Here is a 24,989-nt window from a genome sequence, read left to right on the forward strand (position 1 = left end):
TTGCCATCGGAGGTTTGCACCAGAGCGGCAAGCCATGGACTGCTAATCCATTGGTCGTGGGTTCGAGCCCCACCTGCCCCACAAAACGCGCTGACCAGCTGGTTTTTGTTTTTCTGGAGAGGTTTCGATCTAGAATCCGGGCCACGAGCAGATCGAGCGGGGGTGGTGACGGTCCAGGCCCAGAAACCCCTTCTCGGTGGTCAGACCAACCACCCGTTCTTTCGGTGGTGCTGGTAGTAGTCGTCCTCGTCGTCTAGATCATGCGGGGTGTATAGCGCATCCCGATTAGGCTTGCGTGTTCCTGGAATGACGTGTCCAGTGGGACCCGCAGGAGCGGGCCGGGGCTGTGGTGGTTCGGGCGTGAACGTATGTGTCGGGGGCGCAGGAGGTTCGACTGCGGCGGGAACCGGGTAGAGCGCATCCAGATCGGGGGCCTGTGGCGCCGTCTCGGATTCTCGAAGGTCTGGCTCCAGTGCATCGGATCGGGATTCGAACAGTGCACGCGCCGCTCTTTGCGCCGCCTGAACGATCGCAGTCTCCAACCGCATGACGGTGCTTCCACGAAAGACGCTCGGCGAAATATCAATGGCGGTAATGATTCCCATCGAATTCACCGTTGCTCGGATCGTCCGGTCGTTCGAGGTCCCGTGGCCGCCGACCTCCGCACGAAGGGCGTCAGGACGTGGTGCAGGAATCAGGGTTGTGGGCGACAGTTCCGGGTTCGCCTCCGCCAGGTCCGAGAAGTCTCTGCGGATCGCGGCGCTCGGCGCCGTCGCCTGTTTTCTGGACGGAGCTACGTTGCGGGTGGCTTGCTGGATGGCCGCTACCAGCGAGCCAGCGAGGTATTGCGGACTGCTACGGCGAAAGACTTCTGGAGCGAGGCGCACTGTCTTCACCGCTCCGGTCGCACTGACCACGACTTCGACCAAGCCGTCCTGGGATTGTGCTGTGGCGGAGATGGAGGACAGTTGTCTGTTTGCCTCTTCCAGTTCGGCCTCCCGCCGATCGATCTCGGCCAGCAGAGCCTGGGGGTTGAACTCGTCCACGTCACACTCCCACACCCGTATCTGTTGCCGTCGATGGTAGCTGTGGCCTGTGGAGTCTTGCGCACTGCCCCTTGGGGATTGGGCGCGGTCGGATAGCATGCGTTGTCCTGCAACAAGATTGGGAGAGGCTACGTGGCCGATGTACTGAACGTGCCGCCGACCGAGGACTTCACGGCCTTCAACACATTGCTGGCCGAACAGGCCGAGCACTTCGCGCCGATGATCGACTGGGCCGGCAAGGAGTGTACGGAATCCGAAGGCTTGGATGGCCTGTTATCGCTCTTGAAGCCACATGTGCATGAGCCTGCGGATTTCTTCGCGGAAGAACTGAAACAATGCCAGGCCGGTATGGGGACAATCCAAGGGAAGATCACCATTGTCGACGATCGATTCGGCGCCCAGGATAGGGCCAGAGCCGCTGATATTGTGAAGCTTTTTCCCGATGACATCTCTTCTTTTCCGGATATCTCCGCGATACCGGGAGCGTCGTCACTAGGCAATTTCAATGACGAGAGTGTCACGCTGAAGGCACCCGAGAAGCCGGACTCGATCAACAAGGGCCTGCTCGGGCATCTGGTGGAGTACCGTAGTCCACTCAAGGCTAAGGGCATCGGTGGAAAATGGTCAGCGGTAATGGGTGGTAATCATCTATGGATCGCGGACAAGGCATATAAGATGGTGACCGGGGACAGTCTCATAGATAAACTGTTCAAGCCCTTGGCTGGCGACTGGGATCGTCTCATGTATCTGCACGACGCATATGACACGCTGGGTGACGCGTGCTACACCGTCGCGGCGACATTGCGCAAGGGATCCTGGAAGCTAGGTGGTGAATGGCAAGGCGAGACAGGCAAGGCATTCGACTCGTACATGTTCCGCTGGACTAGTGGCATCGGTGGCATAGGGGATGGAGCAAAGGTGGTTGCAAATGCTTATAAAGCAGGTTATGAGGCAATTGTAAATCTGGTGAGGGTCGTCGTATCCGCGATCGATCGCGCCATCAGTACCGCCATCAAGGCGCTGGCTGAAGAAGCTCTGAAAATGATTGCCGGCGACGCGGCAATCATAGCCGTCGGCGGAGGCCCGGAAGACCCGCTCGCCGATATTGTGGCCGCAGCATGGACTGCCTGGCGAATGGTCAAGATATACGAGAAAGTCAAGTTGGTGGTCGGTATCGTGGCGACGATATACCAGACTTATCAATTGATCGAGGCGGAAGCCGCAAAGATTTGGGATGAAGCGAAGCATTCCATCGAGGGCTTAACCACTAGCGTAAGTATCGGCAGCGTGGTCCAGGACGTCGAACAGCGCGGGTTTGCGTTCGAAAAGAACGTTGCGTGGACGCCGCTGCTCGGCGTCGGCCGGATGACGATGCTGCCTTCGGCGACGGGGTAGACGGTGCTGGAAAATATTTCCGAGTTCAAAGTGGTCGCCAGACTTGGAGTCCGCGACACCACTTTTGACGTCTTGGTGCCCGGATCTGGTAGGCCCGTGGCTCGAATTCACCGACGCGACAAGTTGTCATCATTGGTCTGGGGTGATGATCTGGATTGCGACCTGGGTGTGTATACCGGGCCGAATCTCGATTATCGGGCCGGTTCAATCAACTCCCGCTCCGCATACGACGCGGACGGTAGAAGTGTCGGATATGTCGATTCCCGGAAGACCCGTTTGGGTAGCCTAGGTCGTATCCGAGAATTGCGCCAGGATGGGTTGGGTAAACTTGTCGGGAAAGAAGTCGGCGCCAGCGCGAAGTTTATGAGTCGGCGCGGATTGGATTTTGTCCCACTCGCTGGTCTCGCAACCATGATCGCCAAGGTGGATGTTCATTTTCGCAGCGATTCAAGCCCTGGCTTCGATATGGTCAAGCCCTTCGGCCGGGCAGGGACCAACTACTTTTCTGTGCACGATGCCCGTATCAATCGGCTCCTGATGCTCTGCTGTATTTTCGAGGAATAGGCGAGCGTCAGCGGGGTCGGGTTGATCCAGCGGGCGATGATGAAGTCGGTGATCGCGGTGAGGTTCACCCGAGTGGTGGACAGGTGGCGTCGCGGTTTCAGGCAGCTCGCGGTCCTGCAGAACATGGATGGCCTTGACGATCCGGGTGGTCTTATCCGGGCGGCAACGCAGCGACCTGGGCGCCGTCGACGAGATCGTGTTCGTTAAGGACGCCCCGCCGAGCAGTGGCAGGCGGCCCATCTGCAACGACGTACCGGTGTCGCGCCGGTTCGCCGATCTCCTCCTGGCACGCGGGCAGCCGATTTCGCCAAAGCCAATGCGGCCCAACTATTGAGACGACCGACGAGACCTGGCGAACACTGTTCGTGCACAAGCCGATCCTTTCGCCTGGCGCGAACGATACTGCGCCGACATGCGGACGCGAGTGCTGGTCGGCCCCGAGGACTACTTCGACGTCGACCCCACCTACCGGCTCTTCATCTGGCCGACCGACGTCCGCGCGGCCTGCAGCCCGGACCTGACACCTTCCCCCAGGCTGGTCGGCATCCGCTGGCGCCGCCGAGTGCCAGCGTGCCGACCGGGCGCGCCGGAGAGAAATCGAGTAGTCGAATACTCGCAACAAAGAGCCTGGTCAGCGAACAATCGGTGGACGAGGCGCACCGTGTCCGCGGCCGGTCAGGCGCGGGGCGCGTCGACAGTTGAAGCGCAGGGCTCGGTAATGCATGACGTCAAAGTGGTAGACGGATCTGCTCGGGATCCTTGTCAGTTCGGAGGCCGCGCCAGCTGGGGTGGCGTAGCCCGTCACCGGTGAACTCTCGGTATTCGACATCACCGACCAGTCGGGGCCGGACCCAGTGTGCAGCACCAATGCTGGCCGGAGGTGGCTGGATGTCGAACGGGCTGTTCGGTTGTGTCAACGAGTCGAGCTCATTGCGCAGTTGGCGGCGGGTGGCCATGGTGAATCCCGTCCCGACGTTGCCGATGTAGACGAGCCGGCTGGCGCTGTCGTAGGCACCGAGGACGAGTGATCCGAATGTTGCCGCCGTCATCCTGGTGCCTGGCATCCATCCGGCGATGACGGCTTCGGTGGTCTTCCAGAATGGGGATTTGATCCAGGCCGGTGATCGGCGCCCAGACTGGTAGGTGGAGGTGGTCTGCTTGGACATGATGCCTTCGCGGTGATGCTCACGAGCCATCGCCATCAGCCGGTCGGCTTCCAGGTCCACCCAGAACGGTGGCACGGTGACCAGAGGTCCGGAGAGTTCGAGGTCGTCCAGTCGGCGGCGGCGCGCGAGGTACGGCATCGTCATCGTCGACTCGCCGTCAGCAGACAATAAGTCGAAGAGATAAAGCCGGACTGGCACCGTGCGAATCAGTTCGTTGGTGGGACGAGTGACGTGCATACGCCTCTGTAGCAAACCGGATGACGGTGTGCCGGAGGCGGTTTGCGCGACGATCTCGCCATCGACAACAAGCTGCCGACTGCCGGACAGATTTGCGAGCGCAAAGGCTAGCTCTGGGTAGGAGTCGGTGACGTCATGACGATTCCTGTTGTACAAGCGGCACTCGCCGCTCTCACAGAGAGCAATTGCGCGGGCGCCGTCCCATTTCATCTCGATGGCCCAGCCAGCCGTGTCCGGTGGTTGCCCTTCGATGGCCAGCATCGGCGCTGGCACTGTCACCATACAATCAGCGTATCTCCAGCAATCTGCTTTCCGGGCTGGCGTTCGAGAAATGCACCCCGTCTCTGGGTGGTCGGGGCGGTGACCTTCCTCGGCGTACATGCCGCTGACCGCACGCTTGGGCCTTCGCCTGACGTACTTCGGGTCGACGAGACCGTTGCCATGCACACCCGGGAACGCCGTGGATTTGTGCCGCGAGAACATCAATGGCCTGCTACGCCAGTACTTCCCGAAGGGGCGGATCTGTCCGTGCAGGGCCCGGAGCCGCTGCGTGATGACTGACAGTCTCTCTTGCTAAATCAGGATTCGCCCCCACGGTGGTTCGTATTCCCGCCGATGCGCAAACGGTTCGAGAGTGACGTAGACCTGCATGATTGCGACGTATTCCGAGCCGTCGCCGGTCATGACGTTGGGTGCGTATCGGCGTCCCTCGAATGCGTGGAGCAGTTGTGAGGCTTTCGGCGCTACCACGGCACGGTCTTTCCCGATCGCTGTCCGATCCGTCGTTATCGGTCCGACTGTGTCGACTTCGACAAGGGAAATATCCATATTGACGTCATCGCTTCCGTCGAAGATCAGCGTCTTTCCCGGTTTGTAAGAATACTCGTGACGCTCGCCCATCGACATTGTGCGCGGGTCATACTCGACTTTCACAGACGGGCGATCCGCCGTGCCCGGCTTGCCCTTGTATATGCGTGCCGAGACGTCCACTTCGTCGGGGTCCTTCTTCGACCAGTGCGGCACGCCCGCACCGTCGGTCAATTCGAGTGCGTGATTGTACTTCAGCCAGGCGGTCGTCTTCTGGACTTTCCGATTCAGTTTGTGGGTGACCGTCGACATGTCGAAGGTGGTATAGATCGCGTAATGGTCCGATAGGTCGATACCAGGAGTGAGCTCGTAGGCGTACACGGCCATATGAGTGACGTGGGCGGTGATGTGGTCGCCTTGGTCGAGGAGGGCCAGATCGATCCGTCCACCCTCCTTGCCGCGCTTGGGGCTCAACAATGGGAGCGGTTCCTTTCCTGGTCGGTATGCGCTGGCGTCGTCGTTTGTGAGGGGGTCGTATCGCTTGGTGTCCTTGGGGAGCCACATCTGGTACTCGGGCCACAAGTCCCTGGCGTTGGGGAGATTGTCCGCGAGAGTCTTGCGGTTGGCCGGTTTCTTGGCGTCGATGTTGAAGTCGCCGACGATGATCACCGGAAGTTCGGGGTTGCGCGACGCCAGGATCCAGGAGTCGAGGTGGCGCAACTGAGCCTCCCGTTTTCCCTTCGCGCCGGTTCCGACGCCGGCATTTGTCGGCCAGGAACACGAGGAAGCATTGCCGGCCTGCAAGTGGGTGCCGACCACGTAGAACTCCGGCCCGTCAGCTGGGGATACGCGCACCATCGCCGCACCCTTGTTGGCGAGACAGTCTTCACCGCAACACGACCGAAAGATCGTGGTCCGAAGCTCTTTGATCGGGTGGCGGCTGACGACGAGCAAACCGCTGTCTTCCTCGGGATCCTTCTCGTCGGGTCCCTCGGCGCTGTGCGGGAATGTTCCCTTGACCGCTTTCACGAGCTGAGCGCGCTCTGCGTCGCCCATCATCTCGGCAAGCACCACCACGTCGGCTTTCGAGCGAGACACCGTGTCGATCAACGCCTTCAGCTGCGCGGCGCGCCCACGACCTGTGTAGATCTGTTTGTCGATCCCGAAGATCTTGTTCTGAGTGACACCATCGACGTCCACGCCGATGAGTGCGGTGTTGTAGAACATGACAGAGCGCGGTTTCTCTGCGACCGAGGTGATCGTGCCGCCTTCGAATCGGCACACCGTCTTCTTCCCGCTCACCTCGGGCATGTCGATGGGATAGCCGAACGGCCCGTATTCCCAGTGCGTCTTGGTCCACAGTTCGTATACGCCACCTCGTGGGACACCTCCGACGACTTCCTTGCCGTCGTTATGCGTGTACCTGTAGAGAATTCCATTCGTGAAGTGACGATATTTCCCGCCCATGTTATTCGTCGACTCGGCAGCGCTTGCCGGTTCGCCGAGCCAAACCAATTCGGCAGCCAATTGGCCCACCGCAGCCAATTTCTTCTGAAGATCTGCCAGGTTACCTACAGTATTGATCTGGGCGATAATTCTTGGATCAAAAACGGCAGCGCTCGCCATCGGATTGTTGCTCTCGGGCATGATTGCCCCCTAACGATAGTTATTGTCGATGTCCGACGCCCCGACGAATCGGTGATTCCGGACCTTCTCATTGCGATCGACTCCTGCATGACCGGCAGGCTCGAAGGATCGAGAAAGCCGCGCCCAGGAGGGCAGGGATCGTCAATTATGTGTATGCACGTGCCGCAGCATCGGAGAACGAATCGAGAGTTGCTCACAACCAGTGCCGCCGACAGCGACTTGTCGCCCTACCGATCGGCGCCGTGCTGCTGTTACCGAACGTCAGGGGTTGTGCCTCTACGCTTGGCTGCTCCAGCATTTCGAGTGCCTCGCAGAGCATCACGAGTAGAGCGCTACTCGAATTGGTCGCGCACCGGTTGCCCAGGAGTAGGCGATACCTGCCCGAATCCGGTGTTCAGGGACTTATTCTGCCCATGTGACAGGCGAACCGACGGTCTCGGCGCGACCATTCCGGCGGTGGATGCGGCTACTGGCTGTCGGTGCTGTGCTGGCGGCGGGTGGGGCCGCCACCCGACCGTTCAGTTGGTCGGCAACCGTGCTGGTGGTGGTGCCGGTGGTCGTGGTTTCGGTGCTGGCCTTCCGCGTGCGGTCCGTGCAGATTCCACGCACCACCCGGCTGCGGCGCGGAGTGGCCGTGTGGTCGACGCTGCTGGTCACGGCGTCGGTGTGGGAGGTTTATGCCTTTGCGCGGCAATCGGATTGGACGCGGCCGAGCGACGTACACCCGACATTGTCGACGCTGCTGGATCCGGCACTCGAGCAGTGGCCTCTGCGGTTCGCCGGATGGCTGGTGTGGCTGGGTGCCGGCTGGTGGCTGGTGTCGAGATGAGCGATCGGGTGATCGTCCTCGTCGGGTTCGTGCTGGTGTTGGTGGTCACGCTCGGCGTTGTTGTGGTCACGCATGTGCGCCGGGATCTGGTCGCGCCCGTGGGTGAAACGATCGCGTACCTCACGCGCACCCGGGTGGTGAGGATTGCGGCTGTGCTCGTGTGGGCATGGGCCGGCTGGCATCTTCTTGCGCGGTAGGGGCAACGGTGACGATGCTGAAAGGTCACGATCGACGGCTACCTCCCGCGGATCGACTATCTGGTCGAGTATCTGATCGCGACGCTCGGGCGTGATCACGTCGGGCCTGGCCGCCCGCCGCTACCCCGTGCGCCGGCTGATGCGAAGTGACCGGCCTGTCCCCACGCTGCCACCAGTCGATCACCTCACCATCGCCGCCGCGGCAACCCACCTACCCAGCTACGTCTTGATCGTGGTCCCAGGTGGTGATCGACGCGGCGTCGGTGCGAGCGCACGAAAGGGGGCGCCATGACCCGGGCCTAGCCCGGTCGACCGCGGTAAGCCGGATCGAAGATCCATATGCTGTCCGATCAGCGACGGGAGACACGGTCTACGCCGGCCTGATCGCGGCGCGGATCCGGGTAACGAGGTCGTTCAGCCGTTGCTGATGCGAACCCTCCCAGTAGATCCGGCCGCAATCCGGGCAGCGCCGGAAGGTGTCGTAGTAGCGGCGGGTGAGTGGTTCGAGCCGATCGATGATGTCCTGCTTGGCCACCGCGGTGACAATTCCGCCGCAACGCAGACAGCGACTGAACGGTGCCAGCCGATCGGCCAGGTCGAGCCGGCGGATCACTTCGACGATCTGCTCGAACGGCCGGTCCGAACGCACGAAAACGCCGTGGGTCACCTTGCGTCGCTCGAGCAGTCCGCGGTCACGGGTGAGCAAGACCCGATGCTCGGTGGCGGCTGTCTCGGCCAGCGCAGTGTCGTCGGCGGTCCACTCGTAGCGGGTGTCGAGTCCCATCAATCGCATGAGCCGCGCGAGCCGGCCGAGGTTGACATCGACGACGAAACGCGGATCGCGGAGCGGGTGGGGACGCACTCGCGTCAGCGGTCCGATGTCCAGGGTCTCGAACATCGGGTAGGCGGCGAGCCGATCGCCCGGCTGCGGGTGGTGGCCGAAGTCGACGGATTCACCGTTCACCAGCATCAGGTCGACCTCGGGGTGCGGGATACCGGCCGCCTCGACGATGTCTTTCACGGTCTGGTGCGGACGGATCGGTCGCAGCTGCGTCGCATACCGCGCCTGCGGGTGCAGGAAGTCGTTCAGTTCGGCGTATACGCGCAGTTCGACACTGGCGGTCATACGACCATTGTCGTCCCGGGTTCGCGGTCCGGATCAGGCCGGCGCGCAATCCCAGTTCGACGGGATAGCGCAGTCCTCTGCCCCGGCATCGTGGTCGCCAGCAATGGGAGTAGTTCGTACCTTTGGTCGGATCTGCTCCCGGGTTACGCACCGATAGCGGCTCGACCTCAGCCGTTACTGTCAGTAACGTGTATGACAACCCCTAATTTGCTGCAACGGTGCTGTGTACCGGATTCTGGCTCGCTATGTTCGATTTGCTGGTGTATCGGCGCATTTCGATGGGAATCGGCGGAGGCGTCCGTAGCGGTCGATGCAGCAGTTATGAGCTGCCCTTCAGCTCGTACCGCCTCTGCGATCACCGGGAGGCGGATCTCGGATAGTCGGCGCCGGCGGGTGGCGGTTCAGCCGTGGTCCCGGCGGCGCCGACCCCAGAAGGGCAATGGCATCGGATTCGGCCGGCGAGCGTTTCGTCGGCCGATGGGGCACTCGGGTGAGTACTGTTCGAGCAATGGCGATTATCGCGAACATCCTGGTCGGCTTGGTGGCCGTGTTGCACGCGTACATCCTGGTGCTGGAGATGTTTTTGTGGGAGAGAAAGCCCGGGCGGGAGTTGTCCGGGTTCGATGCCGAGATGGCGAAGGCGACTGCGCCGTTGGCTGCTAATCAGGGGCTTTACAACGGGTTTCTGGCGGCGGGGTTGGTGTGGGGGTTGATCGCGGCGGACCCGACGGGTTTCCGGGTGCAGGTGTTCTTCCTGGCGTGCGTGGTGATCGCCGGGGTGTACGGCGCGGTGACGGCGAATCCTCGGATCTTGTTCGCGCAGGCGGTGCCCGGGGCTGCTGCGCTGACCGCGGTGCTCATCGCGGGCTGACCGGGCCGAGCATGTGATGCCCGATTCGATCCGATGGTCGTCGAAACATGTTGTGCTGGTTCGGATGGTCACTCAGGACCGGAAAGGATCGGGATGATCACCTCACGGGTCATGGCCGCGGTTGCGGCATTGTTCGTCGCGTCAGGTCTGGTCGGGGGAGCACGAGCGGCGCAGGCGGCGCCGACCGCCTGTGCGGCGGGAAATCCCCTGCGGCCCACCGCGGAACTATTCGCGACCGACAACACCGCAACCATCACCGATCCCGATGATCAGCGGCTGCGCGCGCGGCTGGATGGGTTCGAACTCACGGTCGACGGGATCGCGGTGCAGAACATCGGCCTTCCCGTAGGTTCCACACTGGTCAGCGGCGTCTTCTGGTCCGAAGAGCGACAGCAGGCGACCTACGAGCGCTCGCGCGAGTTCCACCTGGCCTGTGTCGACGCCGCCGATCTGCACCGCATCGCCGATCAGGTGCGCACCCGCTTCCATCAGGAATCGGTGCTGACCTTCCAGCACTTGGCGCCGAGCGCACCGGAAATCGACGCGTTCACCATCGAGGTTGCCGGTGTCGATGTACACCGATTCCGCGACGCCTTGGTCGCCGACCCGACCGCAAGGGGCCACCTCGTCGGCGGCTCTATCACCGACCGAGGCACCCTCATCCTGGTAGCCGACCTCACCGACCTGACCCTCACTCAGCAATTCGTCACCGGCATCGGCGGCACCTGGACCCCCGACTCCCTCCGCTACGGCGACCGCGAATTCGTCGCCTGACATCCTTTCCGGCGAACGGGCGCTGGCCGAGGCGAACGGGCGAGTGACCGTGCAGCCAGGTCCTGTTCCTACAGCGGGGGTTGCGGGAGTGGTGTTGACATCTGGTGTGGGAGCTGTTGGCATGTGGGCGAAAGGACTTGGTCGGGACTTGGAGTTCGGTTGGTTCGCGCCTGTCGTCGGGGCCGGTTCGGTTGGCGCCGGCATTGGCGGCCGACATGTCGAAAGGCTTTGCAGGACATGATTTTCAGGCGTCAGAAGTGGATTGCTCCGGCGCGGGCGGGGATGGTGGGGGTCCTGCTCGCCGGGGCGCTCACGATGGCAGCGGCACCGGCGGTGGCCGCCCCCGGCAGCGGCTCGGCTGCACCGGTCGTGTCCGCGGGGACGGTGATCGAACCGGCGATCGACTGCCTGCCCAGCAGTGCCCGACCGAATCCGGTGATAGTGCTGCCGGGTGCGGACGGTGGCACGGCGGACACCGCGGCACAATGGGGGCCGATGGTTTCGGCGCTGCGCCACGAAGGGGCCTGCGCGCTGGTGTTCCAGGGCGGCATCGTCGACGGAAAGCGATGGGCGGGCGACATGCCCAGCGCGGCTCGGCAGCTCGCGCAGTTCATCGCGAAGGTCAAGGCGACCACCGGGGCGGCCAAGGTCGATATCGTCGCGCACTCGGCGGGCACCTTCGTCGCGAACTACTTCGTCAAGGTGCTCGGGGGCGCTGCGGAGGTGCCGAATATGGTGCTGCTGACTCCGGAGGCCCGTGGTTGCGACGGTGTCGGTTTCCTTGCGCAGTACGGGTTGAAGGACTTGCCGATTACGCCGGTGCAACTCGTGACGGCGCTGCCGTTCCTGGTGCCGGTGCTGTCGACGTTGATGCCGAGCATGGCCAATGCGCTGCAGCTGACTCCGGCCTCCGAGGTCTACAAGGCCGTCATGGACGGACCGCTGGTGCAGCCGGGCGTTCGGTACTCGGTGCTGGCGACGAAGAACGACGGGGTCGCGACACCGCCTGGAGTGTGCTCGTTCATCACCGAACCGGGTGTCACCAACGTCTTCTACGAAGACCTGTTTCCCGGTAGCCCCGCCGTCGACCACTCCACTGTTCGGTCGAGCCCGGACACCGCGAAATGGGTTGTCGAGCAGCTCTACTCGTAATCGCACGACACGGGCGGTCGGTCACTACTGGCAGGAGAATCGGTGGGCACGGCGCTCGTCAAGGGGCAGAACGGGTCGCTCGCAGTGGCGACGGCCGTGGTGTCGGTTCGGCTCGCCATGGTGGCGGACGTTTCGGGGCTGCTGGTGACCGAGTCCGGCCGGGTCCGCTCCGACGCCGACTTCGTGTTCTTCAATCAGCCGAGCGCGCCCGGTGTCGAGTTACGGCCGGGAATGCCTGCGTTGCTGGCGGTTTCCTTCGCCGATGTGCCTGCGGACATCGCGCAGATCCGTGCGGTGATCACCCTGGACGATCCGACGGCTACTTTCGGGCAGGGTGCGCCGCCGGTTGCTGTCGTCGGTGACGATGCCGGAAACGTGTTGTACGAGTACGTGATCGATGGTCTCGGCACCGAGTCGGTGGTCATCGCACTCGAGTTGTACCGACGCAATGCCGAATGGAAGGTTCGGGCCGTCGGGCAGGGCTACGCAGGCGGATTTGCGGCTTTGGTCGTCGACCACGGCGTTAGCGTGGACGACGAACCGCCCCCGGCGGGGGTGGGACTGCCGGCGCTCGAGGTGCAGTCCGCGCCTGATGCGACATGTGCTGCGGCCTCCAGCAGAGCGGGCAATGGCGCCGGGGCGATCGTGTCCGCACCCGCGACCCAGCCAGGGACTGCGGCGCCGAACGCCCTCGATGTGCGCACCGTGCCCGGTGAGGAGAAGCTGTCGTTCGAGAAGCGCGGCCGGCTGGACATGCGCAAACGAGAAGTGGCGAAGGTGTTGATCACCAAGAACGCCTTCGGGGTTCGCGCGCGCGTGGTGTTGGTCATCGACAAGACCGGCAGCATGATTCGGCAGTATCGGCAACAAGTGGTGCACCGGGTGGTGCAGCGGATGATTCCGGTGGCCACACAGCTCGATCACGACGGGACGCTGGAGGCGTATCTCTCTGCGTTGTCATTCGCGAAGCTGCCCGACATCACGGTCGAGCACAGCGAGCAGTGGGCGCAGACGTTCCTGCATCTGTCCGGCACGCACGCCGGAATCAGCTACGACGCGATGGGCGGCCGCAACGACGAGTTGCCGATCATGCGCGACATCATCGCGTCGCTGCGACCCGGAGATCCACCGACGCTGGTGCTGTTCTTCACCGACGGCGGCTTCGCCAAGAAACGCGAGATCGCCGCACTCATGCGGGAAGCCTCACGCCTGCCTGCCTTTTGGCAGTTCATCGGCCTCGGCAAGGCCAACTACGGTCTGCTGCGTTCGCTCGACGAGATGGCCAACCGGCTTGTCGACAATGCAGGCTTTTTCGCCCTCGATGACATCGACCAGGTCGACGACGCCCAGTTGTACGGGCGGCTGCTCGGCGAATTCCCGGACTGGATCCGCGCGGCGAAAACCGCGGGAATCCTGCATTGATTCGCCTGCGCAGCCACTACCCGATGGCGGCGCGGCCGTGCGTCAGCCGATGACCGCGTTCATGATGGTGCCCGCGCTGGTGGCGACAACACCGCCGATCATGGCTCCGGCCACCATCTTCGGTGATTCCAGGCCGCCGCCGGACCACTTCTCCCAGGCGAAACGACCGCCCGCGTAGATGATGGCGCAGACACCGGCCAAGAGTACGAACCAGGTCAGGTAGCGGACCAGTTGGAGGAACTTGTCCGAGATGGGCGGGGCTTCTGGGGTCGGATTGCCGATCTGTGCCCAGGTGTCGTAAACGGCGGCCAGGATCATCGTGGTGCTGCTCATTCTGGATGTGGGACAGGATGGATTTCGCTCACAGGGATGGTATCGGTTAATCCGAAGTGGCGCAGGCACGTCGAGGCAACAGTGCAACGCGCGACACCTTGCGATAGTCGGTGCCGATGGGATGATGGGTAGCGCGTGTGGTCGAACGGTGGCCGCCGCGAGCCGGTGATCCCGCCGATGGGGGTGATGCTGCCACTGCAGGGGCTGGTCCTGGAGCGAGACGAATTCGCCGGTGTCCGAACAACTGTCGACCGGAAGAGCAGACCGTGAGCACGATCCTGATGTCGGTTGCAGACGCTTTCACCACACTGGCGCAGGTCGGTAACCCGACCGCCGAAGCGCCGCCCCTCTCGGACAAGATCATGCAGCTGGTGCGGTACATCACCTGGTTCGCCACCCTGTCCGGGGTCCTCAGCATCATTTACGCCGGTGGCCACTTCGCCTGGGAGAAATGGTCAGGCGGCGGCCTGGAATCACCGAAGATGGTGGCCGGAGCCATGATCGGCGGTGTTGTCGCCACCAGCGCGGGCACCATCATGAACGCCGTCATCGGCGCCTGAGCCGGGCATCCGGTCAGCAACTGCAGGCGGCTCGGCAGTGGCACGCTCCGGTCAGGCGGCTTCCTCGCCTTCGCGCAGCCCGGCACGGTTGTCGGCGGACTGCGCCCGACAGCGCCGTTAGGGTTGTTGGTGATGAGCGTGGTGGAGTCGAATCGCAGCTACGGCGGCCTGCCGGTGGCGCAGCGTCGAGCGCAGCGCCGCGCGCGATTCGCGGAGGCGGCGTTGTCGGTCTTCGCCGAAAGGACCTACGCGAAGAGCTCGGTCACCGATATCTGTGCTGTTGCGGGACTGTCGCGCAGGCAGTTCTACGAGGAGTATGCGAGCCACGAGGAACTGCTGGTCGCCGTGTACGACGACATCCAGCAGGACGCGCGCGCGGCGGTGCGCACCGCGGTCGCGTCGGTGGGATCGGCAGATCTGTCCGCGATCATCGTCGCGGCGGTGACCGCGTATGTGTCCGCCATGGCGACCGATACTCGGCGGGCGAAGCTGGCTTTCGTGGAGATCGTGGGGGTCGGCGCCGAAGTCGAAGCGCATCGGCTGCTGGTGCGCCAGGAATGGGGACAGGTGCTGGCCGAGCTGGCGGGTGCCGCCGCGGTGGCGGAGCTGCCCTCCGGTGGCCTGCGGATGGCGACCACCGCCTTCATCGGCGCGGTCAATGCCACCGTGCATCAATGGAGCCTGGACGATCCACGTCCGCCGATTGCCGATCTGGTCGACGTTCTGACGACCATGCTGCTCGCGCTGATGGCCCGTATCCCGGACGGCGTGCGCTAAAACCGCAGGTCTGGCAAATATGTGGCTATACTTCCGCCTGGATCTCTCGAAAGTGTCCGGCTCGATCGGGGAGTAGGGAGAAAGACCATGGGCGACGAGCGTTCACTCGCGCAGCTCTCGCGCCGGACCATGTTCGGCGTGGCCGCTGTGACCATGGCGAGTGCCACCCTCGCGGCCTGCAGTACGTCGGAGAAGAGCTCCTCGACCACCGTGACTCTGATGCCGGACGAGCCGAAGACGATCGCTACGGACGCCTATATCTTCGGCTACCCCCTGGTGCTGATGGACGTGACCAGGGTCGCGGCCGAAAAGATCACTCCGGTGAACACCTTCCAGCACGCCGCCGGGCTGCCGACGTCCGAGCAGCACGATGTTGTTCGATCGAATCTGGACACGCTGTACTCCGCCGCATGGCTCGATGTATCCACCGAGCCCATGGTGCTGCAAGTGCCTGCTGTCGAGCCCGGCCGATTCTGGCTGATGCAGCTGATGGATGCCTGGACCAATACCGTGCACAACCCGAGTAGCGTTCGACCGCAGGTGAAGCCGGATGCGGCCGCGCCGCCCTACACCTATGCCATTACTGGACCGCAGTGGGCGGGGAGCCTGCCCGAGGGTGTGACGCAGTTGTCCGTGCCGACACCGATGGTGTGGTTGGTCAGCCGGATACAGGTCAACGGCAGCGACGACTTCCCCGTCGTGCAGGCCATCCAGCAGCAACTGAAGCTCGTTCGGCTCGCCGACTGGATCGAGGGCAAAGCCGCGCCCCCGTCTGCCACGATGCCGACGCGGGAATCGGCGAATCCGCCGAAACAGGTTGTCGAGATGGACGCGAGCACTTTCTTCAAACGGTTGTGCGCGGTGATGGCGGTGAATCCGCCGCGGGCCGAAGATCAGCTCGCGATGAACCGCTTCGCGGCCATCGGGATCCGGCCGGGTGGCAGCGTCACCGGTATTTCCGCCGAGGATCTGACCGTCGCCGCGGACCGAGCGAAGCAAGTGATCCCCGCAAGCGCCGACCCGAGCGCGGTGAACCAGAACGGGTGGGTATTCGACCGCGATATCGGCACCTACGGCACCAACTACATGTTGCGCGCCAACGTCGCATGGCACGGCTTGGGCGCCAACCTGCCCGAGGATGCGATCTATCCGACCCTCTTCGGCAGCGCCGACCTCAACGGCGTGCCCGCGAACTTCCGGCTGCATTTCCCGCCGGGCCAGCTGCCGCCGGTCGAGGCATTCTGGTCGCTGACCGCCTATGGTGCCGACGGCTTCCTGGTACCCAACCCGGCGAATATCTACGCGATCGGCCACCAGGTGCCAGTTGCCTACAATGCCGACGGCTCAGTGGATCTCGCGATCCAGCACCGCGACCCCGGCGCTCGGGTGCCCACCGGGAATTGGCTGCCGATACCGGAGGCGGGCCAGTTCTCGCTGACGATGCGTCTGTACGTGCCGAAACCTATTGCGCTCGATGGACAGTGGAAGCCGCCCGTGCTCAACGTGGCGCCGTAGGGGTGGCGATGGGCTGCCGGGCTGTTGTCTTCTCGGTCCTCACTACGGGGGCGCTTCTTGCGCTCGCGGCACCCGGTGCTGCCGCCGATTTCCCCGGTGCGCCGCCGCGCACCCCCGTTGGCGATGCGTCCGGTGCATCCGCGAGCTCGACCGTGGCCGACTGGGTTGATGTCGCGGCCGCGGTGCTCAGCCGCGCGCTGGACACCACCGACCCCGGTGCGGTCCCGTCGCGCACCGCGATCTCGTTCCGGTCGATAATTCCCGGTATCGAGTGGGGCACGGCCAACGAGCACGAGATCCGCACCGGGCTGTCGATGGTCAAGCTCTACATCGTCGACTACGCGCTGCGACACGGCGACGGCTCGCCGCCGGATCGGACGCTCGCCGAGCGCATGATCCGTGATTCCGACGACGGCGCGGCCGAGCTGCTGGCAGCCAAGTATCCGCAGGCGATCGACGCCGTCGCCGCGGAATACCGGCTCACCGCGACCAAGGCGGGCGCCAATTGGGGCATGTCGTACACCAGCACTGCGGACGTGGCCACCTTCCTGCACATCAAGCAGCGCACCGACCCCGAGTCGCCGATCTTCGGCTGGATGGCGGCGGCCGACGCCACAGCCTCCGACGGCACCGCCCAGGATTGGGGCACCGGCAGGTTGCCCGGTGTCATCGGAACCAAGTGGGGCTGGTCTGATTCCGGGCCGCAGGAGGTGGCTTCGGCCTCGTTCGGGCAGGGTTTCGCCGTGGCCGCCCACACCCACGGCACCCCGGACGAACAGACCGCCGATGTCACCGGTGCGCTGGCACAGATGATGATCGATCTGATAGCCGGGCGGATCCCGCGGGGCTAACGGTTCAATCGTCGCCCTCCCAGGTCCATCGGGGCACCGCCCGGATCGGGTGCAGTTGCTCGTCGGTCTCGGCGTGTGAGTTCTGTTGTGCCACTTGCGCACCGAACTCGGCGTGCGAGCGCACGGCGGCCCGGAAGGCCTCGTTGTCGAGCAGGCCTGCCTCCTCGAACGCCTCGATATACAGTTCGGCGAACCGCTGGCGCTGCTCGTCGGTGATGGCTAGGCCGCGGTGCACGGCGATGATGTAGTCGAATCCCAGTTGCTCGGTGAAACGGGCTGGGCCACCGAAGGATTCGGCGGTGAACCAGGTGAGGTGGTCGACATGGCCGGGGAGCCGTTCGGTGAACTGGGTTTTCAACACCGGATCGGCGAGAACTTTCTCGTAGAACGCCGCTTCGACGCGGTGCAGTGCCTCGTCGCCGCCGGCGTGCTCGTACAGGCTGGTCATGGTGAGAGCCTCCGAAAGGAGCATCGGGCGAATCTGTCACCCCCATTACAGCCTTGGTCGCGGTCACCGTGCACCGTTTCGCGCGAACTGTCAGGGTTTCCTGAGCGCACTCAAAGAAAAGTAAACAGGTTTTAGTAAACACTGTTCACAAGGGGGTGTGCTGTGGTTCTATCTCCTATGGAACGTGTTCCACACAACGTTGTGAGGTCTGCAGCCCAGACCGGTAGGAGATAGCCGTGACCACCCCCTCGATTCCCGCAGGATTCGACTTCACCGACCCCGACCTGCTCGCCAACCGTCTGCCTATCCAGGAATTCGCCGAGCTGCGCCGCACCGCCCCGGTGTGGTGGTGCGCCCAGTCCGACCGGGCCAGCGGCTTCGACGACGGCGGCTACTGGGTGGTGTCCAAGCTCGACCACATCAAGGAGGTCTCGAAGAATCCGGAGGTGTTCTCTTCGCATGAGAACACGGCGATCATCCGGTTCAACGAGGAGACCACGCGCGAGCAGATCGACATGCTCGGCAACATGCTGATGCTGAACCTCGATCCGCCGCAGCACACCAAGATCCGCCGCATCATCTCCAAAGGCTTCACCCCACGCGCGGTCGAGAGCCTGCGCGCTGCACTCACCGAGCGGGCGGCCAAGATCGTGCACGACGCCAAGAAGTCCGGCCGCGGTGACTTCGTCGAGCAGATTGCGTGCGAGCTGCCGTTACAGGCCATCGCCGAGCTCATCGGCGTCCCACAGGACGACCGCAAGAAGCTTTTCGACTGGACCAACCAGATGATCTCTTACGACGATCCGGAGTTCGACGGCAACCATCACACCGCCACCGCCGAAGTGATGGGCTACGCCTGGAACATGGCCGAAGAGCGGCGTAAATGCCCGGCCGACGACATTGTCACCCAGCTGATCAGTGCCGATATCAACGGCGAGAACCTGGGCTCCGACGAGTTCGCGTTCTTCGTCATCCTGCTTTCGGTGGCGGGGAACGAGACCACCCGCAACTCGATCACCCACGGCATGAAGGCATTCGTCGACAATCCGGACCAGTGGGAGCTCTACAAGCAGCAGCGGCCGCGGACCGCGCCCGACGAGATCGTGCGCTGGGCCACCCCCGTGACCGCCTTCCAACGTACCGCGACGCAGGACACCGAGATCGGCGGCCAGGAGATCAAGAAGGGGCAGCGGGTCGGATTGTTCTACGGCTCGGCCAATTTCGACGAGGAGGGTTTCGAGGACCCGTTCACCTTCGACGTGCTGCGCAACCCGAACCCGCACGTCGGCTTCGGTGGCACCGGCACCCACTACTGCGTCGGTGCGAATCTGGCCCGGTTGGAGATCGACCTGATGTTCAACGCCATCGCCGACGTCATGCCGAACCTGCGCCAGGTGTCCGACCCGGTGCGGCTGCGCTCGGGCTGGCTCAACGGCATCAAGCGCTGGGAAGTCGAATACGCTTGAATCTCAGTATGAGTAAACCGCGCGGCCGCGCGCCGGTGGTCTCCGACGGAGACATCCGGCGGGTGGCCCGTGCGCTGCTGGTCGAGCAGGGGCCGGAGGCGGTCACGTTGCGGGCCATCGCCCGCGAACTCGGGATCACCGCCCCTGCGCTGTACCGCTACTACCGGTCGCTCGACGATCTGCTGGAGAGCCTGCGCCTGGAGTTCTGCGCGGATCTCGCGGCCGAGCTGTCGGCCGAGATCGACACCCTGCCCGATGACGGCGCGGTGCAGTTCTTCGCCATCTGCAAGGGTTTCCGGCGCTGGGCGCTGGCGCACACCAGGGAGTTCACCCTGGTGTTCGCCTCGCCCGGCGCGGGCCGCTCGGGCGTGATGCGGCGCTTCGACGAACCGTTCGGCCGTATATTTCTGGCCGCCGCGGGCCGCCTGCTCGCGACCTACGACGTCGTGACGCCGCCGACCGATGTGATTCCCGCGGACCTGCGCGAGGATCTCGTCGGCTTTCAGACCGAGCTGCTCGCCGCGATGTCGGAAGCAGGCCAGAAGTTCCCTGCCGAAAAGCTGGACCTCGGGGTGACCTATCTGATGATTCAGATCTGGGCCCGCCTCTACGGCCACGTAACCCTCGAAGTCTTCGGCAATTACCCGATTCCGCTGTCCAACCCCGAGATCCTTTTCGACACGATGCTGGCGGAACTGGGGCGGACCGCCGGATTGATCGCCGACTAGGCAATCGTCGGGCGAGTGCGGTCCTCGGTAGAGGGGTGTGTGCCTGCGGCGGTCAGATGCGGGCGCCCTTGGTGCGATTGCAGGCGCGGCACAGGATTTGGAGGTTCGACGCGCTCGTCGCGCCGCCGCGGCTGAGCGGGATGATGTGGTCGAACTCGAGGTAGTGGCCGTCGCCGCATTCGACGCATTTCCCGCCGTCACGTTGCCACACTTCGGCTTTGACCTCCTGCGGGATGCTGCGGGTGTCACGTTGGCCCGGGGTCAGGATCAGTCTTTTGGCCACCCGCAGCGCGCCTTCCAAAGCCGCGGCGACATAGTCGGGGTCGGCGACTTCGAAGGTCGCGCCGCCGCGTGCCGAGGTGGCGGCGAGCACAACCGTGTTCTGTTCCCGGCGCACGGAAACGACTCGCGCCCACGGCAGTTCGATGCCGGTGTCGGCCCCGACGAAGCGGAGCTTCTTATTGCTGCCGATCAGCCGGCCGTCGGTGAGTTTCGGGCCACGTGCCAACTGCCGGACATGGACCGCGGGCAGATCGAGGTGCACTTTCTCCTCCGGATCGAGGTGCAGTCCCGGAGTTCGGATCATCGGCAGATCGCCCGCCCGCAGTCGAGACAGCGTGCGGCCGCGATGCATTCGCCTGTGCAGGTCTTCGATCAGTGGCCCGCTCAGCGCCAGCTCCGCGATGGCATGCTCGAACGCCTCGAACTCGGCGAGCTCCACCTCGCCGTCGGTGAAGGCAAAGGTGACCAGTCGCTCCACATAGCTGAGTGCGGCATCGCGCAGGGCTTCGCGACCCGCGCTCTCGTCGATGCGCTGATATCGCAGCGACGCCCACAATGCGGCCCAGTCGTCACCGCGTGGCCCCGACGTCGTGAGCACCCGCCAGGCCTGCGTGTGCCAGTGGGTGAGGAATTCCTCGATCTCGACCGAACAGACCTGGCACGGCGCGAGACCGCCGAATAGCTTGCGGCGCAGCGGATTGGCGCACCGAGCGCAGTCGCGCGGACCCAGTTGCCTGCGCGGGTAGGTGGCCCCGGTCCATTCGTTCCCGTCCCACCAGCGCGTCCGGGCGGAGTCTTCCGGGTCCGAATGCCAGTCGGCACGTTGTGGATTCGGGGGCGGCGGTGGCGCTTGTTCGACCGATCCGCGGTGGCGCTCGAGGTCGACCGGACGGGATGGCGCCGCCGCTCGACTTCCGTCCGACGGGTCGCTCGACCGGCCGGCACTTGGGGGTAGTCCGGCGTCATTGAACGAGTCGGCGTGCGCGGGCATCCGGGCACCCTGCGCGTGTTCGATGGATCGGGACTCACGCTCCGCCGCGCGAGCCCGGTCGAGCGGGGCCACCGATCGGGGAGCGGTTGCCGCCGACCGGTTCCCGCCGGCGTCGCCGACCAGTCGGGGTGTCGTCGGAGGGTGTGTCCTGCCGAACGGGTTCGCGGACCGGGCGGCTTGCGGGCGCGCCGGGGTCCGCTCGGCCGGATCGTCGACGCTGACACCGAATTCGGTGACGAGCCCCGCCAACCCACTCGACCACCCCTGTCCGATGGCGCGGAACCGCCACTGACCATCCCTGCGGTAGAACTCGCCGAACATCATCGCGGCCACCGAGTCGGTGTCGGTGACCTCGAACTGCGTCACCGGGCCGTCGGCGGCGTGGACGGTGAGCGTCAAACCGATGATGTCGCCGAAGGTGCCTTCGTCGACCGAGCCCGCGATGACGATTCGCTGCACGTCGGTTTCGGTGCGCGGCAGCGAGACGCTCAGCCGGGCCGTGCCCGGCGCGGGTTCCTGGTCGAGTGTCACCGCCTGCGAGACATGCCGTGGCGCATTGAAGAACACGAGATCGCGATCGGTCCGTACCGAGCCCGAGTCGCTCAGCAACAGCGCATGCGCATCGACGACATGGTCCGACCGCCATGAAACAACCACGGCAAGAAGGGATGTCGGTACCGGTGCGTTGGCGCCTTTGCTGAGTTCCATCGTGCTGGAACTATGCCACGCGGGTCCGACACGCCGAATTCCGCGAGGTCGATGCTCGGCGGTGCGAGGCGCAGCGGAGTCAGCGAAAGCAGGTCGGGCATGCGCCGTCCGATCCACATGGATTCATTCGGTGGAGCGCGGCAGTACCCGAGCACACCGCGACGGCCTTGTCCGGTACCGGTCACGGACTGACCGGTACGGCTTCCGGTCGATCGGCTGTCGGGTACGGCACAGTGGTGTCATGAGCACCCCAAAAGGGCAAGGCCGTAGAACGACGCCTCCGAAAGCGTCGGGTCCGCGTGTGCCGAGTGCGGGCGACATCCTGGCCGCCGCTCAGTCCGCGGCGGCCGCGGCCCAGTCGGCGGCAGGCGCGGCGCTGGACGCGGCTCAGCTGACGGCAGGGCAGGCATTCGACGCCGCAGTGCGGCTGCCACCGGCGTCGGCACAGTTGGCGGCTCAATTGCCCGACCTGATCGAGAATCTCTCGACCGCGGTCGACCGCCTCAACTCCACCATCGACCGTCTCGACCGCACCCTGGCACTCGCGGATCCGGCATTCGCGGCCTACGACCGACTGCTGCCGAGGCTCGAGGCGATGATCGGGCTCGGCGAAGACCTCTTCACCGCCCTGTCCCGGTTACCGGGCGTCTCGATCCTCGGCCGATTCGCCGGTCGGGTTCCGGAGCCGCCGGTCGAGCCCGAACCACCACGGTCGCGCGGCCGAAAGAAGTAACCCGGCCGGCCGGAAAGCGACAGCAGGGCCGTGAACATGCGTCAACCGTCGACGTTCACGCCCGCAGTAGTTGCCCGCAACCGATCCGGAACCCGAAAAGCGGCTGTTATGACACGGCGCGGATTCGAAGCCGGAAGCCGATGCTGCCTATCGCGCGGCCCGGTAGGTGGCGGCCGCCTTCAGGAGCGTTTCGTGGTACTCGTCCTCGGGGTCGGAGTCGAGGACGATGGCGCCGCCCGCGCCGATGCGCCACAGACCGTTGTGGCGGACGGCGGTGCGAATGACGATATTGAGGTCGGCGGTGCCTGCCAGACCGAGGAAGCCGATGGTGCCCGAGTAGACGCCGCGCGCTTCGGTTTCCAGTTCGTCGATGATTTCCATGGTGCGCTTCTTGGGAGCGCCGGTCATCGAGCCGCCGGGGAAACACGCGCGCAAGCAGTCGACGGCATCGATGTTCGGGCGCAGCGTGCCGCGGACGGTCGAGACCAGTTGGTGCATGGTCGAATACGTCTCGGTGGCCATCAGCTTCGGGACGTGCACGCTGCCGATCTGGCACACCCGTCCGAGGTCGTTGCGCAGCAGGTCGACGATCATCAGGTTCTCGGCGCGGGTCTTCGGGCTGTCGGCCAGCTCGCGGCGTAGCCGCTCGTCCTCGGCGGGACTGCCGCCTCGGGGCGCGGTGCCTTTGATCGGTTTGCTCTCCACGGTGCGTGCCCGATCGACCTTGAGGAAGCGTTCCGGTGAGGAGCACGCGATTTCGAGGTCGTCGAAGCGCAGGTATGCGGCATAGGGCGCGGGATTGCAGCGGCGCAGGCGGCGGTAGAAGTCGAGGCCGTCGGACTCGGCGGCGGCGAAGGTTGCGGTGTCGGTGAGGCAGATTTCGTAGGACTCGCCTGCGTGCAACCGGTCCTGGCAGACGGCGATGTCGGCCAGGTAGCGATCGCGGCCCCTGGTGAACAGCGGCGCCACGGCGGCGGTGTCGGAGAACGCCTCGAGCGTCGGTGGATTCGCCCAGGTGGGCAGTGATTCCAGGATCTCACGGGTATCACGCAGCCAGTCCGCGCTCGCGCGCAGCGCCTCCGGCGCGGGATCGGTGAGCGCGAGCAAATGAGTGCGCCCACCCACATGGTCGACGACGACGATCCGATCGGCGAAGATCCACTGCGCGTCCGGCGTCGGCGCACGGTGTGCCGCCTCGGCTCCGCACTCGGCCTTCACTTCGTAACCGAGGTACCCGACATAGCCGCCTGCGAAATCGAAAGGCAGATCGGGCAGTTCGACAAATCTTCGGCGGGTCTCGGCGGCGAGATAATCGAGGATCGTGCCGGGGACGCGGTGTCGGCCCCCATCGGAGGACTCGACGGTGACCGCGCCCTCGCCGACCCGATAGCGAACTACCTCGGCCAGCGGGCCGCCCGCATCGCCGAGGAAGGAGAACCGGTCCAGGCCGGGTTCGACGTGCTCGCTGTCGAGCCAGAATGCGGTCGGCGAGTCGGCATACAGCCGGAGGAAAGCGGCCTCGGAATCGATGGCTCGTTCGATGACGCTGTGTTCGATCTGCCGGGGGTGTACGGGTTCGCCGTAGCCGAGCCGGGTTCCTCGCTCGATCGCGGGCGTGAACCGCTCGGCTGCTCGGACGAATCCCATTGCGCCGGAAGCGTGTTGCTCGCGCACCCTGGTGATGGATCCGGACTGTCCGATGGTCGAGGGCCGCCCGGTCCCCGATCTGCCTGCCACGAACCGGTGCACATGCGGTGCCACCGGCTGGGCCATGGTGAGTTCGGCGAAGTTGCGCAGTAGCGCCGCGCCGTGCTCGCTGGCTATCGATTCGGGATGGAACTGCACGCCCCACTGCGGTCTACTGCGGTGACGGACGCCCATGATCACCCCGTCGGCGGCGACCGCCGTGATTTCCAGGCTGTCGGGAAGCGGACGTTGGGCGCACAGCGAGTGGTAGCGCACGGCGGTGAAGCCGAGGGGGAGTCCGGCGAACAGATCGCTGCCGTCGTGTTCGATGTGGTCGAGATAGCCGTGCCGGGCCACGGGTGCGCCCGCGACCACGCCGCCGGCCGCGACCACGATCCCTTGGTGCCCGAGGCACACCCCGAGCAAGGGCAGCTCCGTCTCGCGGATCACTGCTGCCGAGATGCCGACATCACGGGCGACGTCGGGTCGGCCGGGGCCCGGGGAGATGACAATGTTGTCGAAACGGGCGAGATCCAGCCGCGTGAGATCGTCGACCTCGTCGTTGCGCACCACCGTCGGTTCTACGCCGTTCACTTCGCTGATCAGCTGATACAGGTTATAGGTGAACGAGTCGTAATTGTCGATCAACAACGTGTGCATGGTGTCTGGAACCCTACG

General features: G+C 64.5%; 23 protein-coding genes. 15 read left to right on the plus strand and 8 right to left on the minus strand.

Annotated elements, in window-relative coordinates:
* Positions 1 to 200: 200 nt before the first annotated feature.
* Positions 201 to 1,046, minus strand: a complete 846-nt coding sequence (locus tag OHA42_RS14655) for a YbaB/EbfC family nucleoid-associated protein (RefSeq protein WP_406237551.1) — start codon at positions 1,044 to 1,046, stop codon at positions 201 to 203.
* A gap of 132 nt (positions 1,047 to 1,178) precedes the next feature.
* Between OHA42_RS14655 and OHA42_RS14660 the strand changes: the two genes are divergently transcribed.
* Together OHA42_RS14660 and OHA42_RS14665 are read left to right on the plus strand one after the other, a co-directional pair.
* Positions 1,179 to 2,441: a hypothetical protein gene (locus OHA42_RS14660; protein ID WP_406237552.1), complete on the plus strand. Its 1,263-nt coding sequence runs from the start codon at positions 1,179 to 1,181 to the stop codon at positions 2,439 to 2,441.
* A gap of 3 nt (positions 2,442 to 2,444) precedes the next feature.
* Complete coding sequence (locus OHA42_RS14665; RefSeq protein WP_406237553.1) at positions 2,445 to 3,005, plus strand: hypothetical protein; 561 nt, start codon at positions 2,445 to 2,447, stop codon at positions 3,003 to 3,005.
* A gap of 728 nt (positions 3,006 to 3,733) precedes the next feature.
* Here the strand turns inward: OHA42_RS14665 and ligD are convergent.
* Positions 3,734 to 4,891 (minus strand): non-homologous end-joining DNA ligase, encoded by a 1,158-nt coding sequence (ligD, locus tag OHA42_RS14670; protein WP_406237554.1) that lies wholly within the window; start codon positions 4,889 to 4,891, stop codon positions 3,734 to 3,736.
* A 90-nt stretch (positions 4,892 to 4,981) separates the two neighbouring features.
* On the minus strand, positions 4,982 to 6,862 hold the full coding sequence (locus OHA42_RS14675; RefSeq protein WP_406237556.1) for an endonuclease/exonuclease/phosphatase family protein: 1,881 nt from the start codon (positions 6,860 to 6,862) through the stop codon (positions 4,982 to 4,984).
* 415 nt (positions 6,863 to 7,277) lie between these two features.
* Between OHA42_RS14675 and OHA42_RS14680 the strand changes: the two genes are divergently transcribed.
* On the plus strand, positions 7,278 to 7,691 hold the full coding sequence (locus OHA42_RS14680; RefSeq protein ID WP_406237557.1) for a hypothetical protein: 414 nt from the start codon (positions 7,278 to 7,280) through the stop codon (positions 7,689 to 7,691).
* The gene (locus tag OHA42_RS14685; RefSeq protein ID WP_406237558.1) at positions 7,688 to 7,888 is read left to right on the plus strand and encodes a DUF6186 family protein; all 201 of its coding nucleotides are present in this window, start codon (positions 7,688 to 7,690) and stop codon (positions 7,886 to 7,888) included. The genes OHA42_RS14680 and OHA42_RS14685 overlap by 4 nt, the downstream gene beginning before the upstream one ends.
* 370 nt (positions 7,889 to 8,258) lie before the next feature.
* Here OHA42_RS14685 and OHA42_RS14690 read toward each other — a convergent pair whose 3' ends face one another.
* Complete coding sequence (locus tag OHA42_RS14690; protein WP_406237560.1) at positions 8,259 to 9,014, minus strand: Mut7-C RNAse domain-containing protein; 756 nt, start codon at positions 9,012 to 9,014, stop codon at positions 8,259 to 8,261.
* Positions 9,015 to 9,522: 508 nt separating this feature from the next.
* Here OHA42_RS14690 and OHA42_RS14695 point away from each other — a divergent pair.
* The 4 genes from OHA42_RS14695 (at position 9,523) to OHA42_RS14710 (ending at position 13,233) form a co-directional block, all read left to right on the plus strand.
* The gene (locus OHA42_RS14695) at positions 9,523 to 9,885 is read left to right on the plus strand and encodes a DUF1304 domain-containing protein (RefSeq protein WP_328411040.1); all 363 of its coding nucleotides are present in this window, start codon (positions 9,523 to 9,525) and stop codon (positions 9,883 to 9,885) included.
* A 93-nt stretch (positions 9,886 to 9,978) separates the two neighbouring features.
* Positions 9,979 to 10,659, plus strand: a complete 681-nt coding sequence (locus tag OHA42_RS14700) for a hypothetical protein (protein ID WP_406237561.1) — start codon at positions 9,979 to 9,981, stop codon at positions 10,657 to 10,659.
* Positions 10,660 to 10,896: 237 nt separating this feature from the next.
* Positions 10,897 to 11,811 (plus strand): esterase/lipase family protein, encoded by a 915-nt coding sequence (locus OHA42_RS14705; RefSeq protein ID WP_406237562.1) that lies wholly within the window; start codon positions 10,897 to 10,899, stop codon positions 11,809 to 11,811.
* Between the two features lie 42 nt (positions 11,812 to 11,853).
* Positions 11,854 to 13,233: a vWA domain-containing protein gene (locus tag OHA42_RS14710; protein ID WP_406237563.1), complete on the plus strand. Its 1,380-nt coding sequence runs from the start codon at positions 11,854 to 11,856 to the stop codon at positions 13,231 to 13,233.
* A gap of 42 nt (positions 13,234 to 13,275) precedes the next feature.
* On the opposite strand, the gene OHA42_RS14715 is transcribed toward OHA42_RS14710, so the two are convergent.
* The gene (locus OHA42_RS14715; RefSeq protein WP_328412847.1) at positions 13,276 to 13,551 is read right to left on the minus strand and encodes a hypothetical protein; all 276 of its coding nucleotides are present in this window, start codon (positions 13,549 to 13,551) and stop codon (positions 13,276 to 13,278) included.
* Between the two features lie 281 nt (positions 13,552 to 13,832).
* On the opposite strand from OHA42_RS14715, the gene OHA42_RS14720 reads away from it, so the two are divergent.
* The 4 genes from OHA42_RS14720 (at position 13,833) to OHA42_RS14735 (ending at position 17,269) form a co-directional block, all read left to right on the plus strand.
* On the plus strand, positions 13,833 to 14,126 hold the full coding sequence (locus tag OHA42_RS14720; RefSeq protein ID WP_406237564.1) for a hypothetical protein: 294 nt from the start codon (positions 13,833 to 13,835) through the stop codon (positions 14,124 to 14,126).
* Between the two features lie 132 nt (positions 14,127 to 14,258).
* The gene (locus OHA42_RS14725; protein WP_406237566.1) at positions 14,259 to 14,903 is read left to right on the plus strand and encodes a TetR/AcrR family transcriptional regulator; all 645 of its coding nucleotides are present in this window, start codon (positions 14,259 to 14,261) and stop codon (positions 14,901 to 14,903) included.
* 87 nt (positions 14,904 to 14,990) lie between these two features.
* Positions 14,991 to 16,418 (plus strand): DUF1254 domain-containing protein, encoded by a 1,428-nt coding sequence (locus OHA42_RS14730; RefSeq protein WP_406237567.1) that lies wholly within the window; start codon positions 14,991 to 14,993, stop codon positions 16,416 to 16,418.
* 8 nt (positions 16,419 to 16,426) lie between these two features.
* The gene (locus OHA42_RS14735; protein WP_406237568.1) at positions 16,427 to 17,269 is read left to right on the plus strand and encodes a hypothetical protein; all 843 of its coding nucleotides are present in this window, start codon (positions 16,427 to 16,429) and stop codon (positions 17,267 to 17,269) included.
* 4 nt (positions 17,270 to 17,273) lie between these two features.
* Here OHA42_RS14735 and OHA42_RS14740 read toward each other — a convergent pair whose 3' ends face one another.
* The gene (locus tag OHA42_RS14740) at positions 17,274 to 17,717 is read right to left on the minus strand and encodes a group II truncated hemoglobin (protein ID WP_406237569.1); all 444 of its coding nucleotides are present in this window, start codon (positions 17,715 to 17,717) and stop codon (positions 17,274 to 17,276) included.
* Between the two features lie 236 nt (positions 17,718 to 17,953).
* Here OHA42_RS14740 and OHA42_RS14745 point away from each other — a divergent pair, with 236 nt between their 5' ends.
* Both OHA42_RS14745 and OHA42_RS14750 read left to right on the plus strand, forming a co-directional pair.
* Positions 17,954 to 19,183 (plus strand): cytochrome P450, encoded by a 1,230-nt coding sequence (locus OHA42_RS14745; protein WP_406237570.1) that lies wholly within the window; start codon positions 17,954 to 17,956, stop codon positions 19,181 to 19,183.
* A gap of 8 nt (positions 19,184 to 19,191) precedes the next feature.
* On the plus strand, positions 19,192 to 19,911 hold the full coding sequence (locus tag OHA42_RS14750; RefSeq protein WP_406237572.1) for a TetR/AcrR family transcriptional regulator: 720 nt from the start codon (positions 19,192 to 19,194) through the stop codon (positions 19,909 to 19,911).
* 52 nt (positions 19,912 to 19,963) lie between these two features.
* On the opposite strand, the gene OHA42_RS14755 is transcribed toward OHA42_RS14750, so the two are convergent.
* Entirely contained in the window at positions 19,964 to 21,892 is a 1,929-nt protein-coding gene (locus OHA42_RS14755; RefSeq protein WP_406237573.1) for a TerD family protein, read from the minus strand.
* A 241-nt stretch (positions 21,893 to 22,133) separates the two neighbouring features.
* Between OHA42_RS14755 and OHA42_RS14760 the strand changes: the two genes are divergently transcribed.
* Positions 22,134 to 22,625: a hypothetical protein gene (locus OHA42_RS14760; RefSeq protein WP_406237574.1), complete on the plus strand. Its 492-nt coding sequence runs from the start codon at positions 22,134 to 22,136 to the stop codon at positions 22,623 to 22,625.
* Between the two features lie 147 nt (positions 22,626 to 22,772).
* Here the strand turns inward: OHA42_RS14760 and pabB are convergent, their stop codons facing one another.
* Positions 22,773 to 24,971: an aminodeoxychorismate synthase component I gene (gene pabB, locus OHA42_RS14765; protein WP_406237576.1), complete on the minus strand. Its 2,199-nt coding sequence runs from the start codon at positions 24,969 to 24,971 to the stop codon at positions 22,773 to 22,775.
* Positions 24,972 to 24,989: the final 18 nt, after the last annotated feature.

This window comes from Nocardia sp. NBC_01009 (assembly GCF_045208035.1).
Lineage (GTDB): Bacteria > Actinomycetota > Actinomycetes > Mycobacteriales > Mycobacteriaceae > Nocardia.

Excerpts from the sequence above, each read along its gene's own strand:
- ligD (WP_406237554.1), bottom strand. The coding sequence starts at position 4,891 with ATGTTCTCGCGGCACAAATCCACGGCGTTCCCGGGTGTGCATGGCAAC.
- OHA42_RS14675 (WP_406237556.1), bottom strand. The coding sequence starts at position 6,862 with ATGCCCGAGAGCAACAATCCGATGGCGAGCGCTGCCGTTTTTGATCCA.
- OHA42_RS14685 (WP_406237558.1), top strand. The coding sequence starts at position 7,688 with ATGAGCGATCGGGTGATCGTCCTCGTCGGGTTCGTGCTGGTGTTGGTG.
- OHA42_RS14690 (WP_406237560.1), bottom strand. The coding sequence starts at position 9,014 with ATGACCGCCAGTGTCGAACTGCGCGTATACGCCGAACTGAACGACTTC.
- OHA42_RS14695 (WP_328411040.1), top strand. The coding sequence starts at position 9,523 with ATGGCGATTATCGCGAACATCCTGGTCGGCTTGGTGGCCGTGTTGCAC.
- OHA42_RS14700 (WP_406237561.1), top strand. The coding sequence starts at position 9,979 with ATGATCACCTCACGGGTCATGGCCGCGGTTGCGGCATTGTTCGTCGCG.
- OHA42_RS14705 (WP_406237562.1), top strand. The coding sequence starts at position 10,897 with ATGATTTTCAGGCGTCAGAAGTGGATTGCTCCGGCGCGGGCGGGGATG.
- OHA42_RS14715 (WP_328412847.1), bottom strand. The coding sequence starts at position 13,551 with ATGATCCTGGCCGCCGTTTACGACACCTGGGCACAGATCGGCAATCCG.
- OHA42_RS14725 (WP_406237566.1), top strand. The coding sequence starts at position 14,259 with ATGAGCGTGGTGGAGTCGAATCGCAGCTACGGCGGCCTGCCGGTGGCG.
- OHA42_RS14730 (WP_406237567.1), top strand. The coding sequence starts at position 14,991 with ATGGGCGACGAGCGTTCACTCGCGCAGCTCTCGCGCCGGACCATGTTC.
- OHA42_RS14735 (WP_406237568.1), top strand. The coding sequence starts at position 16,427 with ATGGGCTGCCGGGCTGTTGTCTTCTCGGTCCTCACTACGGGGGCGCTT.
- OHA42_RS14740 (WP_406237569.1), bottom strand. The coding sequence starts at position 17,717 with ATGACCAGCCTGTACGAGCACGCCGGCGGCGACGAGGCACTGCACCGC.
- OHA42_RS14750 (WP_406237572.1), top strand. The coding sequence starts at position 19,192 with ATGAGTAAACCGCGCGGCCGCGCGCCGGTGGTCTCCGACGGAGACATC.
- OHA42_RS14755 (WP_406237573.1), bottom strand. The coding sequence starts at position 21,892 with ATGGAACTCAGCAAAGGCGCCAACGCACCGGTACCGACATCCCTTCTT.
- OHA42_RS14760 (WP_406237574.1), top strand. The coding sequence starts at position 22,134 with ATGAGCACCCCAAAAGGGCAAGGCCGTAGAACGACGCCTCCGAAAGCG.
- pabB (WP_406237576.1), bottom strand. The coding sequence starts at position 24,971 with ATGCACACGTTGTTGATCGACAATTACGACTCGTTCACCTATAACCTG.